Origin of the sequence: Pseudomonas sp. Sample_22 (assembly GCF_004307635.1) — a bacterium.
In the GTDB taxonomy this organism is placed as follows: domain Bacteria; phylum Pseudomonadota; class Gammaproteobacteria; order Pseudomonadales; family Pseudomonadaceae; genus Aquipseudomonas.
Genome location: NZ_RCNY01000056.1, coordinates 134,316 through 151,973, shown reverse-complemented (window position 1 = coordinate 151,973; position 17,658 = coordinate 134,316). Strand labels below are relative to the sequence as shown.

At 56.9% G+C, this 17,658-nt stretch carries 14 protein-coding genes; 9 read left to right on the top strand and 5 right to left on the bottom strand.

All coding sequences use genetic code 11. The annotated features are described in order from the left end of the window. Positions 1-12 precede the first annotated feature (12 nt). Positions 13-708 (bottom strand): pirin family protein, encoded by a 696-nt coding sequence (locus tag D8U73_RS14665; RefSeq protein WP_056855389.1) that lies wholly within the window; start codon positions 706-708, stop codon positions 13-15. A 277-nt stretch (positions 709-985) separates the two neighbouring features. Here D8U73_RS14665 and D8U73_RS14660 point away from each other — a divergent pair, with 277 nt between their 5' ends. Then, complete coding sequence (locus tag D8U73_RS14660) at positions 986-3,460, top strand: UvrD-helicase domain-containing protein (RefSeq protein ID WP_130904882.1); 2,475 nt, start codon at positions 986-988, stop codon at positions 3,458-3,460. A 245-nt stretch (positions 3,461-3,705) separates the two neighbouring features. Here D8U73_RS14660 and D8U73_RS14655 read toward each other — a convergent pair whose 3' ends face one another. Next, positions 3,706-3,978, bottom strand: a complete 273-nt coding sequence (locus tag D8U73_RS14655; RefSeq protein ID WP_034148820.1) for a DUF1652 domain-containing protein — start codon at positions 3,976-3,978, stop codon at positions 3,706-3,708. A 263-nt stretch (positions 3,979-4,241) separates the two neighbouring features. Here D8U73_RS14655 and D8U73_RS14650 point away from each other — a divergent pair, with 263 nt between their 5' ends. From D8U73_RS14650 to D8U73_RS14635, 4 genes are all read left to right on the top strand, one after another. Further along, positions 4,242-5,054, top strand: a complete 813-nt coding sequence (locus D8U73_RS14650; protein WP_056855387.1) for a nuclear transport factor 2 family protein — start codon at positions 4,242-4,244, stop codon at positions 5,052-5,054. 50 nt (positions 5,055-5,104) lie between these two features. Further along, positions 5,105-6,511 carry an FAD-dependent oxidoreductase gene (locus D8U73_RS14645; protein WP_130904881.1) on the top strand — a complete coding sequence of 469 codons (1,407 nt, stop codon included), beginning with the start codon at positions 5,105-5,107 and terminating at the stop codon, positions 6,509-6,511. Between the two features lie 30 nt (positions 6,512-6,541). Further along, on the top strand, positions 6,542-6,883 hold the full coding sequence (locus tag D8U73_RS14640) for a cupin domain-containing protein (RefSeq protein WP_130904880.1): 342 nt from the start codon (positions 6,542-6,544) through the stop codon (positions 6,881-6,883). Between the two features lie 70 nt (positions 6,884-6,953). Continuing rightward, positions 6,954-8,039, top strand: coding sequence for a polyamine ABC transporter substrate-binding protein (locus D8U73_RS14635; RefSeq protein ID WP_130904879.1), 1,086 nt, complete (start codon positions 6,954-6,956; stop codon positions 8,037-8,039). 126 nt (positions 8,040-8,165) lie between these two features. On the opposite strand, the gene D8U73_RS14630 is transcribed toward D8U73_RS14635, so the two are convergent. Continuing rightward, positions 8,166-8,390, bottom strand: a complete 225-nt coding sequence (locus D8U73_RS14630; RefSeq protein ID WP_130904878.1) for a YgdI/YgdR family lipoprotein — start codon at positions 8,388-8,390, stop codon at positions 8,166-8,168. A 203-nt stretch (positions 8,391-8,593) separates the two neighbouring features. Here D8U73_RS14630 and D8U73_RS14625 point away from each other — a divergent pair, with 203 nt between their 5' ends. The 4 genes from D8U73_RS14625 to D8U73_RS14610 all read left to right on the top strand — a co-directional run bounded on the left by D8U73_RS14625 (position 8,594) and on the right by D8U73_RS14610 (position 15,571). Further along, positions 8,594-10,246, top strand: a complete 1,653-nt coding sequence (locus D8U73_RS14625) for a VRR-NUC domain-containing protein (RefSeq protein ID WP_347238999.1) — start codon at positions 8,594-8,596, stop codon at positions 10,244-10,246. Then, positions 10,243-12,522, top strand: coding sequence for an ATP-dependent DNA helicase (locus tag D8U73_RS14620; RefSeq protein WP_130904877.1), 2,280 nt, complete (start codon positions 10,243-10,245; stop codon positions 12,520-12,522). The genes D8U73_RS14625 and D8U73_RS14620 overlap by 4 nt, the downstream gene beginning before the upstream one ends. A gap of 128 nt (positions 12,523-12,650) precedes the next feature. Further along, positions 12,651-13,553, top strand: a complete 903-nt coding sequence (locus tag D8U73_RS14615; protein WP_130904876.1) for a zeta toxin family protein — start codon at positions 12,651-12,653, stop codon at positions 13,551-13,553. A 95-nt stretch (positions 13,554-13,648) separates the two neighbouring features. Beyond that, on the top strand, positions 13,649-15,571 hold the full coding sequence (locus tag D8U73_RS14610) for a PAS domain-containing sensor histidine kinase (RefSeq protein WP_130904875.1): 1,923 nt from the start codon (positions 13,649-13,651) through the stop codon (positions 15,569-15,571). Positions 15,572-15,622: 51 nt separating this feature from the next. Here D8U73_RS14610 and D8U73_RS14605 read toward each other — a convergent pair whose 3' ends face one another. Both D8U73_RS14605 and D8U73_RS14600 read right to left on the bottom strand, forming a co-directional pair. Beyond that, on the bottom strand, positions 15,623-16,099 hold the full coding sequence (locus tag D8U73_RS14605) for a hemerythrin domain-containing protein (RefSeq protein WP_130904874.1): 477 nt from the start codon (positions 16,097-16,099) through the stop codon (positions 15,623-15,625). 188 nt (positions 16,100-16,287) lie between these two features. Further along, positions 16,288-17,652 (bottom strand): sodium:proton antiporter, encoded by a 1,365-nt coding sequence (locus D8U73_RS14600; RefSeq protein ID WP_130904873.1) that lies wholly within the window; start codon positions 17,650-17,652, stop codon positions 16,288-16,290. Positions 17,653-17,658: the final 6 nt, after the last annotated feature.

Genomic DNA, 17,658 nt, shown 5'->3' with positions numbered 1-17,658 from the left:
GCAATTACCCAATCAAGCCAGATCCACCAGCACAATCTCGCTGTCCTCGACGGCTGTTACTTGCAGTACCTGCTCGTCGGCAACTGCAATGCCGTCGCGAGCCTGTGCACGCAAGCCATTGACTTCAATGACGCCGGTGGCCGGAACCAGATACGCGCGACGACCGCTGTCCAGCCGATATTCCGCGGTTTCACCCGCTTTCAGGTTCGCCGCCACCAACCGGGCATCGGCGCGAATGCGCAGGCTTTGATCATCGCCGTCCTTGCCGCTGGCCAACGTCACGAAACCTTCGCGCTGGCCTTTGGGAAACGGCTTGGCGCCCCAGGACGGTGCCAGTCCGGATTCATTCGGAATGATCCAGATCTGGAAAATCCTGGTCGGTGTCGCTTCCAGATTGTATTCACTGTGGGCAATACCGGTTCCGGCGCTCATGACCTGGACGTCACCGGCCTCAGTGCGGCCCTTGTTGCCCAGGTTGTCCTGGTGGGTGATCGCACCTTCTCGCACGTAAGTGATGATCTCCATGTCCCGATGTGGATGCTGCGGGAAGCCGGTACCGGGGGCGATTACATCATCGTTCCACACCCGCAGGTTGCCCCAGTTCATGCGTTTTGGGTCGTGGTACTCGGCGAACGAAAAGTGATGATGTGCATCCAGCCAGCCGTGGTGAGCGCCACCCAGCGAGTTGAAAGGTCTGAGTTCAAGCATGATCGTCTCCTGAAAGGTTCGTCATGGGCTTGATGCATGAGCCATGAAGCGAGACCGGTGGTTGATGACGGCCATCATCCAACAGGCAACAATCGATAAAAAGCGTAAAAAATGCCTCATAACAATCGAATGTATCGATATAAATACCCTTCGAAATATTGTCATTCGTCCTTCACTTCATCGTATAAGCCAATGAGCTACAAGCATTTCACTAGAACTCATCGGCAAATGCAGACACCATAGCCGTCAACAGTCTCAGACCATGGAGTCCGTCCGCGTGGCGCAACACACCCCCGATCTTCCACCTGAACTTCGCCCTTTGGCCGAGATGCCGCTGCTCAAGCGTCTGGCCGCCCGGTTTTTTGGCCATGGCTTGACCCGCTTGCGTGCACAGCACCGTGCTTCGTGGTTGCACGGCCAGGCGGACGGTTTTCGCAGCGGGCATATTGCCGGGGTGGACTACGGCTACAAGGAAGGCAAACTGGAAGGGCTGGAAGAAGGCCGACAGGTGTTGCTCATACGTGACTCACGCAGCACTGAACACAGGCCGCCCAACATTGATAACCATTTGTTCGATGATTGGCGCCTGCCGTTGACCGCCGAACTGAAAAAACGCATGAAGGCGGACGTCGCACGACTGCTGCCGCCGCACGCGCAACCCAGCACCGCTCAGTGGAAGATGATTTTCAGCGATACGCCTTCTACCTCGGTAATCGCCGGCGCGGGTGCGGGCAAGTCGACAACGCTGGTCCTGCGTATTGTGTTGCTGACGCAATACCTGGGCTTCGAGCTGAGTTCGATGACAGTCGTGACCTTCACCCGCGAATCGCGCAAAGACTTCATCAACAAGCTGATCGAGCTGTTTGCCCTTTGGGGACGGGCGCTCAGCTTCAAGGAAGCACGCGATCTGGTGCGTACTTTCCACTCGCGGATTCTGCCCATGGTGCGCAGCCTGCCGGGTTTTGAGCGCTTGCAGGCCTTCGAGAACCTCAGCCACCGGATACAAGGTTCTGAGGAAGAGGTGGACAGCAATCCGTTCGACTTGCGCATCAACGATGCCCAGCGCCAGCAACTCAATGCCTGTTATCACGCCTTGCATACCCGCGACGAACGCTTTCGCGAGTTGATCAAGCCGCTGTCGCGCCATGCCTTGCAGCTCAAGGAGCTGGAGCGCGATCACCCGGATGTCCAGAAGCGCATGGCCGTGACCGAACTGGCCGCCAAGCGCGATGAAGAACTTTGCGACATGATCGAAGACCTGTGGTTTCGCGCCAAAGCCTGGCCGATCAAAGGTATCGAGCCCAATCGCCAGACGTTCGATATCAACGGTTCGAGATTTCATTGTCACGGCTACATTCCGTCGCTGGATGCCTGGGTGGTGCTGGGTTTCGATCCTCGGGAAAACCCTCAACTGACGCGTCCCAACGCAAAGTTGAGCGTGCGCGCGGAATGGGCTGTAAAACGCACCCTGTTTCAAGCTTTCTGCCGTAAGCCTTTGATATGGCTGGATAGCTATGAATCGTCGAAACGTGTTCTGGCGTCGCTGGCAGGAGATGCCAGTGCCGGGCCAGGCTTCGATTACAAGGTCAAGGGTGAACTCGCTTCTGCACCGTTGCTCGACTGTTTTGTCGCTGCTGCCGGGTTTATCGAGAACCTGGGCCTGGACGTACCGACCGCCGTGGGCCAGATGAGCTTCGGCAAGGATGACCCGGACCGGTTCTTCTTTGAGGCCTTGAGTCTGTATTGGCGTGCACTGGAAGATCATTTGCTCGACCAGAAACCGCCGATCATGACCTACAACCGGATGTTCGCGCTGTTCAGCGAGCACTCGCCGGAGAATCTCAAGTTGCTCAGCGATGAGTTGCTGCGGCCACTGTCGCATTTGATGATCGATGAATTCCAGGATGTCTCACCGCAGATCGTGTCGTGGATTCGTGCCAGCCTGGCAGAAATCCGCAGTCGCGGTCCGGCCATGCATGTCGGGCGCGGCGCGCAACGCTCGTCTTTGCTTTGCGTGGGGGATGATTGGCAGTCGATTTATGGTTGGCGCGGCAGTTCGCCAAGTTATTTCATGGAGTTCAACCAGTCGTTCTCGTCCCCGAGCACCACCAAAGTCATGCTCAGCGACAATTACCGCAGCCATCAACACATCATCGACGCTGCCGAACACATCGTGCGCGCCGCTCCGGCGATTGCTGGCAAGAAGGCCAAGGCCAGCGGTGAGCCAAAGCCGTTACTGCCAGTCAACGTGCTGGACCGCGACGACCAAGGCCTGGCTCAAAGGTTGATGGAACATTACAGGAAGGGCGATTCAATCTTGATGCTCTATCGAAAAAGCAGCGATAAGTCATTGATAGAAGAGCATATTCAGCCTGTAGTTAATCTTGATTCTAGCTTGCCGTATGACGCAAGGCGCTTGAAACAGCTGACTTATCACAGCGCCAAGGGTCTGCAGGCGGACGCGGTTTTCCTGCTTGGCGACTGTCAGCACTTGACCAGTTCTCCCTACAAGAATCAGGTGTACCGCATGGCCGGCCTGGGCAAGGCTGGTGATAACGAGCCGTACGACAATGCGCAGAAAGACGAAATCCTGCGCCTGGCCTACGTGGGCATTACCCGGGCAGTGAGTCATTGCTACTGGTATGTCGATACGGCGGACAATCAGGCTGCAAACATGCCCAAGGCGTCCGACCGGATCGGTAAGGGCAAGGCATTCTTTGCTGATCATCGCCAGGGCAAGACTGTGGCGTGAGTCTTTGGATTTCACTCAACAAAAAGCCCACCGGGAGTGTAATGCTGTTCACTTAAGGACGAACACTGTACCTGTGGCGAGGGAGCTTGTCGGATCGCCGCACCGTCCCGCTGGGGCGCGAAGCGGCCCTTAAAGGGACTGCTGCGCAGTCCAGCGGGAGCGAGCTCCCTCGCCACAGGATGCTAATGCTCATTTAAGTGAACAGCATTACACGTGAAGTGGGCTTTTTTATGACTTTCAGGCCTTCAGGCATAGCTCCTGAGGGCTACCGGGGGAATGAACGCCTCAAGCTCATCCTCCACGGCTTCGATGATTCGCTCCACATCGGCGGCATTCATCACCGTCGCACACGGAATACCGGCAATGGCGATCATGGTCTCGCCGGTTGCTCGATCAAACAAACGGGCAATCATGCTGCCCGGGGCATCCATGCTGGCCTCGAAACCCATGGGATGAAAATGCCAGCGCATCAGCTGGCAGGCGTTTGGAAAAGTGACCTTGCTGAACCCTTTATTCATGTGTTGCCCACCTTCTTCATCGAGCGCTTCCTTTAGCTCACGTTAGGAGGGAAGAGCCTTCATTGGCTCTACCGATGACAGACTTTAAAAGTAGCACCTGAATGTGAAAAAAATGTGGATTTTTCAGGTCGTTTGGCAATTGCTTCGCATTTTTTATTCACGCCTTTTGGCGCAAACGTTTTCGCAAATATACCGCTATCCGTTTAACCATTGATGCAGAAGCCGAAGTTGGGCAAGCTCGGCTTTTTCACGTCGAGACCTTTATGCACGCCGAGGATGATGGCCCACAGCAAACCCAGGCCACGGCCGAGACGGTCATGCGTTATCACCTGCGTTGGAAACACCGGGATCTCGACGGGGTCATGGCGCTTTACCATCCCGAGATCCAGTACAACGACTTTTTCCAGAACCGCGTGATGGGCCTTGAGCACTTGCGCGAATACGTGCGCAGCAGCATGCCCCGCGATCCGGATGAGGCGCTGGAACATTCGGACCGCATTCGGCTGGACGGCAACACGGCGTTCATTCAGTACCGCATCACCCTGCGTGGCGGCGAAGGGTTGGTGTCGTTTCGCGCCAGTGAAGCGATTACCGTCAAGGACGGGCTGATCTGGCGGGTCAACGAATACGCCTCTGTGGTGCGTGAACAGCCCACCGGTAAAAGCAGCAGCCAGCGGCCGGCGGTCAGTCGCCTGGGCTTGTCACCACGGCAGTTGAGTTTCATGGCCGAGGATCTGCAACAGTATTTCCAGCGCCAGCAACCCTATCTCGACCCTGAACTCGACCTGCAACGGGTGGCAAAGGAGTGCGGGTACAGTCGCAACCAGATTTCCTATTTGCTTAATCAGGTGTTGGGGCAGAGCTTCTATCGCTACGTCAACCAGGCGCGCCTGCAACATCTTCTCGCGGCGCTGGACAACGCCGCACCACCGCTGCGCATCGACGAACTGGCGTTCGCTGCCGGGTTCAATTCGTTGTCGGCGTTCTACAGCTGTTTCCGTCAACACACCGGGCTGTCACCCAAGGCGTATGCCAAACAAATTTCTTTGCGTGCACGCGCGCAAGACAACGCTTGAGCTCACGCACTAGGATCAGCGCCAACGAAGTTTGATTGGCGGAGTCTTGCATGCCGGCGTGGCGCACTATCAGTTTGTGGATGGACCAACTCGACGAGCCGTTGCTGGCGCGTCCGGCGCTGGAACAGGATCTGGACATCGATGTAGCGATCATCGGCGCCGGGTATACCGGACTCTGGACGGCCTACTACCTCAAGCGTCAGGCGCCTGGCCTGAACATCGCCATTATCGAGGCGCAAACCGCCGGTTTTGGTGCTTCGGGACGCAATGGCGGCTGGTTGATGGGCAATCTGTTGGGGGAGGACCGGCTGCTTGCCGAGCTGTCACCTGAACAGCGCCGGGCGTCATACGACTTATTGCACAGTATTCCCGATGAAGTGGAAATCGTCCTGGAACGTGAGGGCATCGACTGCGATTATCGCAAAGGTGGAGTGTTGTACTGCGCTGCCCGCTACCCGGAACAGGAAGCCAACCTGCGCCTATACCTGGACAAGCTCTACCAGCAGGGACTCAACGAGCGCGATTACCGTTGGCTCAGCCCTGAACAATTGGCGCAGCAGATCCGTGTCGGCAAACCCTACGGCGGCATCTATGCCCCGCATGTCGCGACCATTCACCCAGCCAAACTGGTACGCGGCCTGGCGCGGACGGTGGAGCGCATGGGTGTGCGGATCTACGAGAACAGCCCGGTGACCCAATGGCAGTCCGGCAGCCTGCACACGGCGAAAGCTTCGGTGCGCAGCCGTTGGATAGTGCCAGCGGTAGAAGGCTATTCGGTAACGTTACCGCCGTTAGGTCGTTATCAACTGCCGGTACAAAGCTTGATCGTCGCCACCGAACCTTTGTCCGCTGCGACCTGGGACGAAATCGGCCTGAGCCGCGGCCAGGCGTTCAGTGAAAGCAGCCGCCAGGTCACTTACGGCCAGCGTACCGCAGACAACCGCCTGGTTTTCGGTGCCCGCGGTGGTTACCAGTTTGCTGGCAAGTTGCGCCACAACTTTGACCTGACCCGTAGTGAAATCGAACTGCGCCGCTATCTGTTCGGTGAGTTGTTCCCGCAACTCAAGAACGTCCAGATCACCCATGGCTGGGGCGGCAATCTTGGCATGTCGCGGCGGTTCAAACCGCACATGCTGTGCGATCAGGCCAGTGGCATCGCCTTGTCCGGCGGTTATGGCGGGGAGGGCGTGGGTGCCAGCAACCTGGGCGGGCGGACGTTGGCGGACCTGATCCTGCAACGCGACACCGAGCAGGTCCGGCAGCCATGGGTCATTCCCCAACGTGGCCTTGATGCACTGCGGACCTGGGAGCCCGAGCCCTGCCGCTGGCTCGGCTACAACGCGATCATCCGCAGCTTTGTCCACGAAGACCAGACCCTCGCCAACCCGGCCACCGCGCCTTGGCGGCGCAAGCTCGCCAGTGGAGTGGCGGGGTTCATGGAAGGTTTCATGCAGTAACCGACGCGTTCTACAACCACAGGTATTCCCATGAGCATCACGCAATTCAAGAACACCGCAACCCTGCAACTGGAGGCGTCGAACCCGGTCGCCGTGCCGCTCGGCACGCCTGTGGCCGTGGCCTCGACCACCAGTCTCGAGCGCGACGACGGCGTCGAAACCGGCGTCTGGGAATGCACCCCCGGTCGCTGGCGGCGGCAGATCGTTGCCCAGGAATTCTGCCATTTCATCCAGGGGCGCTGCACCTTCACCCCGGACGATGGCGAAACCCTGCACATACAAGCCGGCGATGCACTGATGTTGCCCGCCAACAGCCTCGGTATCTGGGATATCCAGGAAACCGTGCGCAAGACCTACGTTTTGATTTTTTGAGCTCTTAAAAAAACAAAAGCTGATCCTTTGATTGCCTGCCAACAAAAACAAACCCATACAGGAATCGCTCATGATCCGAAAGACACTGACACTGGCCCCGCTGATGCTGGTCGCATCCATCAGCCAGGCGGCTGAAACGGTCAAAATCTACAACTGGTCGGACTACATAGCGCCGGACACTACGAAAAACTTCCAGAAAGAAACCGGCATTGCATTCACCTACGACGTCTATGACAGCAACGAAACCCTTGATGGCAAGCTGATGACCGGCAAATCCGGTTACGACGTGGTGTTTCCTTCGAACCACTTCATGGCGCGGCAAATCGAAGGCGGAGCGCTGAAAAAACTCGACAAGAGCCAGTTGCCGAACTGGAAGAATCTCAATCCGGTGCTGCTCAAGGCACTGCAAACCAACGATCCGGGTAATGAGCACGGCTTCCCATACCTGTGGGGCAGCACTGGCATCGGCTACAACATTGCCAAGGTCAAAGCGGTGCTCGGTGATAATGCACCGGTGGATTCCTGGGACCTGATTTTCAAACCGGAAAACATGCAAAAACTGCAAAAATGCGGCGTGGCCATCCTCGACAACGGCCCCGAACTGTTGCCAGCGGCGCTGAATTATCTAGGCCTGCCGCATCACAGCAAAAGTCCGGAAGACTACAAAAAGGCCGAGGCCTTGCTGATGAAGATTCGCCCTTATGTCAGTTACTTCCACTCGTCCAAATACACCAGTGACCTGGCCAACGGTGACATTTGCGTGGCTGTCGGCTTCTCGGGCGACATCCTGCAAGCGGAAAACCGCGCCAGGGAAGCCAAAAATGGTGTCGACATCGGCTACACGATTCCCAAGGAAGGCGCAGCGATCTGGTTCGACATGGTTGCCATGCCTGTAGATGCTCCGGACGAAAAGGCCGGTTATGCGTTCATGAATTACCTGCTGCGCCCCGACGTCATGGCCAGTATCAGTAACTACGTGCATTACGCCAATGGCAATAAACAGGCAGACAACCTGATCGACCCGGCCATCAAGAATGACACCAAGGTCTACCCGAGCCCGGAAATGATGGGCAAATTGTTCGCCCTGGAAGCCATGCCACTGAACATCGACCGGATTCGGACACGGCTATGGAACAAGATCCGTACCGGTAGCTGATTCGTCAGACGGCAGCACCTGAAGGCCTCATTACCAGCCAGCTGGTGATGAGGCCGGTACATTCGACATTGTTGGTGCCCGATACTCCGCCATCGTGAGCAGCTCGCACCAGGTGAACCCCACCGGTCAGTCTTCCTTGCGAATGGTGGACACCTCGTCAGACCTGACCTTGACCTTCGCCCCGGAAATATCCTCGAACTCGTAGAAGCCGTCCTTGGTTTTGGTTTTCGGCATGTCCTTGGTCAAATATTGGGTGCCGTTCTGCAGGGTAACCACCGTTGGGGTAGAACAACCGGCGAGTGCCAATGAGGCCGCTATCGCCACGGACATACCCAAAGTCTTGATATTCATAACTCACACTCCCACAAAAAAGACCGACTGTTGCTTTAGACAGTGCCTGTAACGCGGTTGGTGCCGTGGATCGGCGGAAAGTTCTGCGCGCCGGAAAAAATACCTGACAGCGCCGCCGCTTATCCTTTTCCGTTTGCACCGGGCAGGCCGTTGCTGGTATCTGTACGCATAACCAGTATTCGTTCCCATGGCTCCCATTCCCCGTGACAGCAAAACCCCTCGACGATCCGTTCTACTACTTGAACAACTTCATGCAAGTCATTGATTGGCTTGAACATCGCTATGCCGATGTGCTGGCTGACGAGGAACAGCGCTTCATTACCGACTTCAAAGGGTTACCTCGCGAGTCCCGGGCCTTGCTGGTCCGCCTGATCATGCGCAAGGGCATTCACTTCAGAGCGGGTAAATTGCATTACCCCGAAATTGGCGACATCGCCGCCGCTGCCAGCCCGTTGCTGGCATTGGCGTGGGTTGATCAACAAATGCCCCTGGCGGTGGAGACGCTGTTCGAGGTGTTGCTCAAAGCCGAAATTCTCCAATGTCTGGGTACGGCCATTGATCAGCCAAAAGGAAAAAAGACTGACTGGCTACCGGCACTGAGCGAGCAGTTTCCCGAGGCTCGCACCTTCAGGCAATGGTGCCCGACGCTGGACGACCAGTTGTTCAGCCTGACGATCATGGGCTTGTGTGATCGCCTGCGCTTGATGTTTTTTGGCAATCTTTTCCAGGATTGGTCCGAGTTCGTGCTGGCGGACCTGGGTATCTTTACCTATGAAAAAGTCGACTTTTGCGCCGACTCGCGAGGCCTGCGCAGCCGCGAAGACGTGGATGCCTGCATGTTCCTGCACCATTGCCAGCAACAGTTCGAGGCCGGTGAAGCGCTGGGGGATGTTATCGGACAGGTCAACGGGCTGACATTGAGCAACCCATGGCTGCAACGGCGCCGCGAGAAACTGCTGTTCCAGATCGCTCAGCATTGCGAGCGCATCGCCGATTTCGCCTCTGCGCTGACGCTGTATCGCCAGTGCAGATATCCCGGCGCGCGGTTGCGGTTGATCCGCGTACTGGAGCGCTGCGGTGAATTCGAATTGGCACTGGCGTTGGCCACCCAGGCCGAACAGGCACCGGAAAGTGCCGCCGAGCAACAAGTGCTGCTGCGGATGCTGCCAAGGCTGCGGCGCAAGCTCGGCGGGCCGCCAATGAAACGCGCATCACCCCGGCAAATGCTGCGCCTGGACCTGCAATTGCCACGCACGGACCTGGCGTTGTCGGTGGAGCATTACGTGCAGGCGCACCTCACGCAGGATGAGGCACCGGTCCACTATGTGGAAAACACGCTGATCAACTCGTTATTCGGTCTGTTGTGCTGGCCGGCGATTTTCGCGCCGTTGCCCGGGGCTTTCTTCCACCCGTTCCAGCGTGGCCCGGTGGACCTGCTCAACGAGGATTTCCATGAGCGCCGCGCAGAGCTGTTCCAGGCGTGCCTGGCAGAACTCGATGACGGGCGTTATCGGCAGACCATCCGTGAACGCTTTAGCGAAAAATGGGGGGTGCAGTCGCCGTTCGTGTTCTGGGGAGCGCTCAACGAAGCGTTGCTGGAGCAGGCACTGGATTGTTTGCCGGCGGAACACCTCAAGCACTGGTTCAATCGACTGTTACTCGACATCAAGGCCAATCGCGCGGGCATGCCCGACTTGATCCAGTTCTGGCCGCAGCAAAAAACCTACCGCATGATCGAAGTCAAAGGGCCAGGGGATCGCTTGCAGGATAACCAGCTGCGCTGGCTGGAGTTCTGTCATGAGCACGGCATGCCGATTGCCGTTTGCTATGTGCAATGGGCGGAGCAAGCCGCTTGAGCTACAGCATTGCCGTGCGGGCGCTGTGCGAATTTACCGCCAAGGTCGGTGACCTTGACCTGCGCTTCACACCGTCGCCGACAGCGCTGGAAGGCATTGTCGGCCATCGCACGGTAGCGTCCCGGCGCAGCGAGGGTTACCAGAGTGAAGTCGCGCTTGAAGGGTTGTTCAAAAGCCTGAAGGTCAAGGGCAGGGCGGACGGCTACGATCCGACGCAGAACTGCCTGGAAGAAGTCAAAACCTACCGGGGCGACTTGAACAAGCAACCGGCCAACCACCGTCAACTGCATTGGGCTCAAGCGAAAGTCTACGGCTGGTTGATGTGCCAGAAACTGGCGCTTGAGAAGATCAATCTGGCGCTGGTGTATTTCGATATCGTCAGCGAAAAGGAAACCTGTCTGGTCGAGTCCTTCAGCGCCGGGCAACTGCAAGTGTTCTTCGAGCAGCATTGCCGACTGTTTCTACACTGGGCTGAACAGGAAGAGGCTCATCGCGAAGCACGTAATGGCGCCGCCCAGCAATTGCAATTCCCCCATGCCGGTTTCCGCCCGGGCCAGCGACATCTTGCCGAGTCCGTGTTCAAGGCAGTCAGCACCGGCCGTTGCCTGATGGCCCAGGCACCGACAGGGATCGGCAAGACCGTCGGCACTTTGTTTCCGATGCTCAAGGCCCTGGCGCCGCAGCAACTGGACAAAGTGTTCTTCCTGACGGCAAAAACGCCGGGGCGCAAACTGGCCCTGGATGCCGCGCAGGTGATTCTCGACAGCGCCGATGCGCCACCCTTGCGCGTCCTGGAAATGATCGCCCGGGACAAGGCTTGTGAGCATCCAGGCAGCGCCTGTCACGGCGAATCCTGTCCGCTGGCACGGGGTTTTTATGATCGCCTGCCCGCGGCACGGCAAGCTGCCAGAGAGTTGCGTCTGCTGGATCAGAATGCGCTGCGTGAGGTCGCCCTGGCGCACCAGGTGTGTCCTTACTACTTGAGCCAGGAAATGGCGCGCTGGGCCGACGTCGTGGTGGCCGACTACAACTATTACTTCGATTTCAGCGCGTTGTTGTTCGGGCTATGCCAGGCCAACCAATTGAACGTCGCGGTATTGGTGGACGAAGCCCACAACCTGGTGGAGCGCGGTCGTCAGATGTACAGCGCCAGCCTCGACCAGGCGACGCTCAATGGCGTGCGTAAAACCGCCCCCGAGGCATTGAAAAAGCCATTGCAACGGGTCAACCGCGAATGGAATGCTCTGCACAACCAGCAACTTGGTGCTTATCAGGCTTATGACAAACCTCCGGAAAAGTTGCTCCAGGCGTTGTCATCCTGCAGCGCAAGTATCGGCGACTTTCTGAACGATCACCCGCAGGGGCTGGACAGCGCGCTACAGAGCTTTTACTTCGACATGCTGCAGTTTTGCCGTGTGGGCGAACTCTTTGACGAGCAGTACCTGTTCGACATCAGCAAGCGTGATCTCGATCGCAAACGCAACCTCTCGCAACTCTGTCTGCGCAACGTGGTGCCGGCGGGGTTCATCGGCCCCCGTTTGACGGCAGCGCGTAGCACCGTGCTGTTTTCCGCGACGCTCAGCCCCAGGCACTATTACGCCGACTTGCTGGGAACACCGGCGAGCACCGTGTGCATTGATGTTGAATCGCCGTTTCATGCCGACCAATTGCAGGTGCACATCGTCAACCGCATCTCCACCCGTTTTGTTCATCGTCAGGCGTCACTCGCACCGATCGTTGAATTGATTGCCCGGCAGTTCAGCCAGCGCCCGGGCAATTACCTGGCTTTTTTCAGCAGCTTCGATTACCTGCAGCAAGTTGCACAGCTATTGGCCGAACGCCATCCGCAGATCAATCTGTGGTCGCAATCGCGCGGGATGACAGAGGAACAACGCCAGCAATTTCTCGATCAATTCACCGCCGATGGCCAGGGTGTCGGCTTTGCCGTACTGGGCGGGGCGTTTGGCGAGGGCATCGATTTGCCGGGGGCACGCCTGATCGGCGCGTTCATCGCCACCCTTGGGCTGGCACAGCTCAATCCCGTCAATGAGCAAATGAAACGGCGCATGGCGGCGATATTTGGTGCCGGTTACGACTACACGTACCTGTTTCCCGGCGTACAAAAAGTGGTCCAGGCCGCAGGCCGGGTGATTCGCACACAACAGGATCAAGGCGTGGTGATGTTGATCGATGACCGCTTTGGCGAGGGCAAGGTCAAGCAATTGCTGCCGCGATGGTGGTCTGTGGAACCAACGCTTTTTCACCCCGGCCAGTAGGATTTTTTACCTTTAAAAACATTGACATACCTTGAAGCAAACGACGATTTGAACAATCACCGAAAGCACACTTTATTGAAATGACCGGGTATCACTCTCACCCGGTTCTTTGATAAGGAAATCAAGCCATGTCAGAAACACCAAAGTACGCCCATACGCCTGCAGACGTGTCCAAAGCACTCAACGAAATCACGGCCACACTGTTCGCCGGTAAAACCGCCGAAACCCCGCCCAAACTGTTGGTCACCGCAGGATTACAGGGCTCAGGTAAAACCTATCTGCTTGAAAAGGAACTGCTGCCTTCAGGGCAATACGCCAATTATGTTCGGCTTTACTTGCCCGAGTATCGAGAAAAGCACCCTCAATACGCGGACATGATCAAGGAAGGGGTCCTGCATGCGTATGCCCACACAGAGAAGTTTGTTCGAGAACTCAGCGGCAAAATCTTTATCGAGGCACTCACACGCAAATACAACCTCATCATGGAATGCGCCTTCGATGACATCCGCTTTTCCGATTTGTCGTCCATCGCTAATGGCTATCGTCTGGAAGCCCATGTCGTCGGTTGCAACCAGGCGTTTGCGCACGTGTCCAGCATCAAGAGGGCACTCAAAAGTCTTGAAAACAAGGAGCTGGAACGCTTTGTCAGCTATTCGGCCCTCACGGCCAGCATGAGTAACGCGCAGGCCATCCTTCTTGCGTTTGAGGCCATCGCCAAAGTGCATAGCGGTTCACAGATCCTTTTGTATGAACGCGGATTGGGGACCTTGAACGAGCGCACTTTGCGGGCTCACAGTACCTACACTAGAGATGCCAGGGACAATCTCAACGTCAGCGAGTCGACAAAGGCATACACCTACAGCGAGTACCAAGCCATCATCGACAAGAAGGTCTACACCATGGCGGAGCGTAACGAAATGGTGAAAGACTGCCATTTGGCATTGCTCAAGACTGGAGCCCACGCCAGGCAAGTGCCGGATTTTGTATATAACGACCTGTATACCTATATCGAAAAGTACGTGTACCGGTAAAATCCGCGTGGCGTCTATATGACGCAAATACTGGAGCTTTCCAATCCTGCGGTTTGTCGCATACTTCAAAGCAAGCATAAACGGGTGAGGGGTCAATGAGCGAAGATCGAACCAATACCGACGGATTCGAGGACAAGCGACTTCGTTTGTTGATCGATGCGGTGGTTGATTATGCGATCTACATGATTGATCCCGAAGGCATCATCACCAGCTGGAACGCCGGTGCCAGGCGTTTCAAGGGGTATGACGAAGACGAAATTCTTGGTCAGCACTTCTCGCGTTTTTACACCGAAGAGGATCGCCGTGCCGGGTTGCCGCAAAAGGCCCTTGATACGGCGATTCGAGAAGGGCGTTTCGAAGGTGAAGGCTGGCGCGTACGCAAGGACGGCACGTATTTCTGGTCTCACGTGGTGATCGATCCGATTCTCGATCCAACAGGCAAGTTACTGGGGTTCGCCAAGATCACCCGCGACCTGACCGATCGCAAAATGGCTGAAGAAACCCTCAAGCAAAGCGAACAGCAATTCCGCTTGCTGGTGCAAAGTGTCACCGATTACGCCATCTACATGCTCGATCCCCGCGGCCATGTGACCAACTGGAACCTGGGGGCCCAGCGCATCAAGGGCTATTTGCCGGAAGAAGTCATCGGCCAGCACTTTTCAATGTTCTACACGCCCGAAGACCGCGAGGCTGGCGAACCGCTACGCACGCTGAGCATCGCTACGAATGAAGGGCGATTCGAAAACAAGGGTTGGCGCGTTCGCAAGGACGGCACGCGTTTTCTGGCCCACGTGGTGGTCGATCCGATTTGGGGAGAAACCGGCACCTTGCTCGGTTTCGCCAAGATTACCCGTGACATCACTGAAGTCACCCAGGCGCAACAAGCCCTGGAGCAAACCCGCGAGGCATTGTTCCAGGCGCAGAAAATGCAAGCCATTGGTCAGCTCAGCGGCGGGATTGCCCATGACTTCAACAATTTGCTCACGGTGATTCTTGGCAATCTGGAGATTGTGCGCAAACGCCTGGCCAATGATCCGAAAATCGTTCGCCTGCTGGACAATGCGACCCAGGGCGCGCAGCGCGGTGTTTCACTGACTCAAAGGATGCTGGCATTTGCCAGACGCCAGGAACTGAAATCCGAGCCGGTCGAAATTCCCGTGCTGGTGCAAGGCATTTCCGGCTTGCTGCGCAGTTCGCTCGGGCCGTCAGTGGTTCTGCAAACCCGCTTTCCTCCAGAGATCGAACCGGTCATGGCGGATGTCAATCAGCTGGAACTGGCGGTGCTCAACCTGGTCACCAATGCCCGTGATGCAATGCCAAACGGCGGCACGATCATCATCAGCGCCCGTAAAGCCGATGCCCGGGATGAGCCCCGGCCTTTACCCGATGACGGGCGCTATGTCTGCCTGAGCATCAGCGACACCGGGGACGGCATGGATGAGGCAACACTGGGATCGGCGATGGATCCGTTTTTCACCACCAAAGGGCTTGGCAAAGGCACCGGGCTGGGTTTGTCGATGGTCCATGGATTTGTCGAGCAACTGGGCGGGCGGTTCATTCTCAAAAGCCAAAAGAATCACGGCACCACAGCCGAACTGTGGTTACCCGTCGCATCGGAGGGAGCGGTAGCGGTTCAGATTACCGACCCAGCCAAAACGCCAGAGACCCATCGGTTGTGTGTGTTGGTGGTCGATGACGACAGCCTGGTACTGACCAGCACGTGCCTGCTGCTCGAAGACCTCGGTCATCGGGTTATCACCGCGACGTCAGGTGCTCAGGGGCTTGAATTGTTTGAGGTCAATCCCACCATTGATCTGGTGATCACCGACATGGCAATGCCAGAAATGAACGGTGCACAACTGGCGGATGCGATCCGCGCTGTGAAACCCGACATACCGATCATTCTCGCTACCGGCTACGCCGAGCGACTGGAAGGCTTCGCTGCCAGGCTGCCACGGCTCTCAAAGCCGTTCACCCAGCTCAATCTGGTGAAATCGATTGCCTCGGCAATGAAATAACTGCGCAAAAAAAGGCCTGACGAAAGCCAGGCCTGTGTGTGTCGTTGCTCATCAGGCAGCCATGTGCGATTCGCTGAATTGCTTTTTGAGCTGGGTTTTCAGGGTTTCCATTTGTGTTCCGAGTTCTTCCAGTTCAGCTTTGCCGAGCAATTTCTTCGCTTGAGGAAACATTTCAGTCTCTTCCTCTTCAATGTGGTGCTCCAGCAACTCCTTGACCACTTTGACGCGACCGGCGAATTCAGGGGTCGACGGGTCGGTGTGTTTCAGATCCGGCAAAACCAGTGAATCAACGGTGCGGTGTTCTTCCTTGGCTTCGTAATACATGACGTCCTGTTCTTTGCCGCCGGCTTTTTTGTACGCCGGATACAGAATTTCTTCTTCGAGACGGGTGTGAATGGAAATCTCCATTTCCAGTTTGGTAAGCAGCTCTGTGCGTTTCTTTACGCCGCGCTCGGTGGATTCGCTCAATTGGCTCAAAATGCCCTTTACGCGTTCATGGTCGGCTTTCAACAGGTCGATGGCATTCATGGTCAGGTCTCTCAAATCGTCACGGATGGGGTAGGGCGCAAACGGTCTCGATGCCGAAGGTCGCTCATGGGAATGGAGCATTTGTCGTGCCGTTTCTGACTGATTTATAAAAACCTGAAACATCAGAGACATAGGATTGAGTGCTGGCAAATGGAAGTCATGCAGTGTGCATGAGTTCGAAGATTGACTCATGCAGTTCGCGGTCCTGCCACTGGCTTTTTGCGCTGCTCATAACGGGCAAGGACCGGCTGGGTGCTGATGCCGTGGATCAAAATGCTAAGCGCGACCACGGACAATGTCAGGTCAGTGCATAGCGTCGCCACCGCTGGGTTCAGCCCGTGATTGAGGACATAGAACAGGTAATAAAAGCTGCCGATCCCGCGTATGCCGAACCAGCCGATCAGCAGTCGTTGCCGACCGTCGAGCAGGTTCCCCCAAGGTATGAGCGCGACACTCATGGGACGAATCAGGCAAAACAACACCCCTGCGATGGCCAGTGCGCGCCAATCCCAATGCGCCATCAACACCACGCCGAGCAGCGTCACCAAAAAAACTTCCATGGCACGTTCCACCAGACTGCCGAAGGACAGCATGTCGCCGATCATGATCCCGGCCGCGACTTGCGTTTCCTCCAGATGCTCCACGTCGCCATGCACCGCGGCGTCAGGCTCGACGTTCTGATGGCCGACCACCGCTTGGACTAGATGCTCTGCCGGTGGTTGGGAATCTCCCGTGGATTTGACCTCCGCACCACGCAGGCCGAGGCCCGCAGCGAATACCGATAGGAACCCATAGCCGTGAATCGACTCGGCGGCGACATAAGCCAGTGCAATCAGGGCAAAAGTCAGGTAATCATTGGGGGAAACTGTGCTGTCGGCGTTTCTGATGCGCATCGACAAGGTCAGCCGGCCGATGCCACGGCCCATGCAATAACCGATCAGCAAACCGGCGGGAACTGCCCACAACAGTCGTTTGAGCGCCCATTCATCGAGCCAGGCCGCCGATGAGGCCTCACCCTGTTGAATAAACAGCAGGCCGAGGATCACAAACGGAAACGCGATCCCGTCGTTCAACCCGGCTTCGCCGGAAAGCCCGAAGCGGACAGGATCGTCATCCTTGGCATCATTGACTTGAACCAGCGATGCCAATACCGGGTCGGTCGGCGCCAGTATTGCGCCGATCAGCAGCGAAGGTCCCCACGCCAGATCGAAAACAAAATGCAGCATCAGGCAGACGCCGGTGATGCTCAGGAGCATCACCGGTCCCGCCAGCCCATAGGCCACGCGCCATTTGCGATCCTTGAGGGGCAGCCGCAACTTGAGCCCGCAGACGAACAAAGAAAAGAGCACCGCGACTTCCGTCAGGTGCTCCATCCAGAACGACGCGTCCTTGATATCCAGCCTGAGCCAACCGAGGCCTGCCGGCCCGATGGCCACGCCCAACAGCAGGCACACTGCCGATGTGGTCACCGGCATCCACCGCAGGTACGACGAGGTGAGTGCCAATGTCAGCAGCACGGCCCCCAGCACGGCGACCCAGATGATGAAGCTCATGGCTTC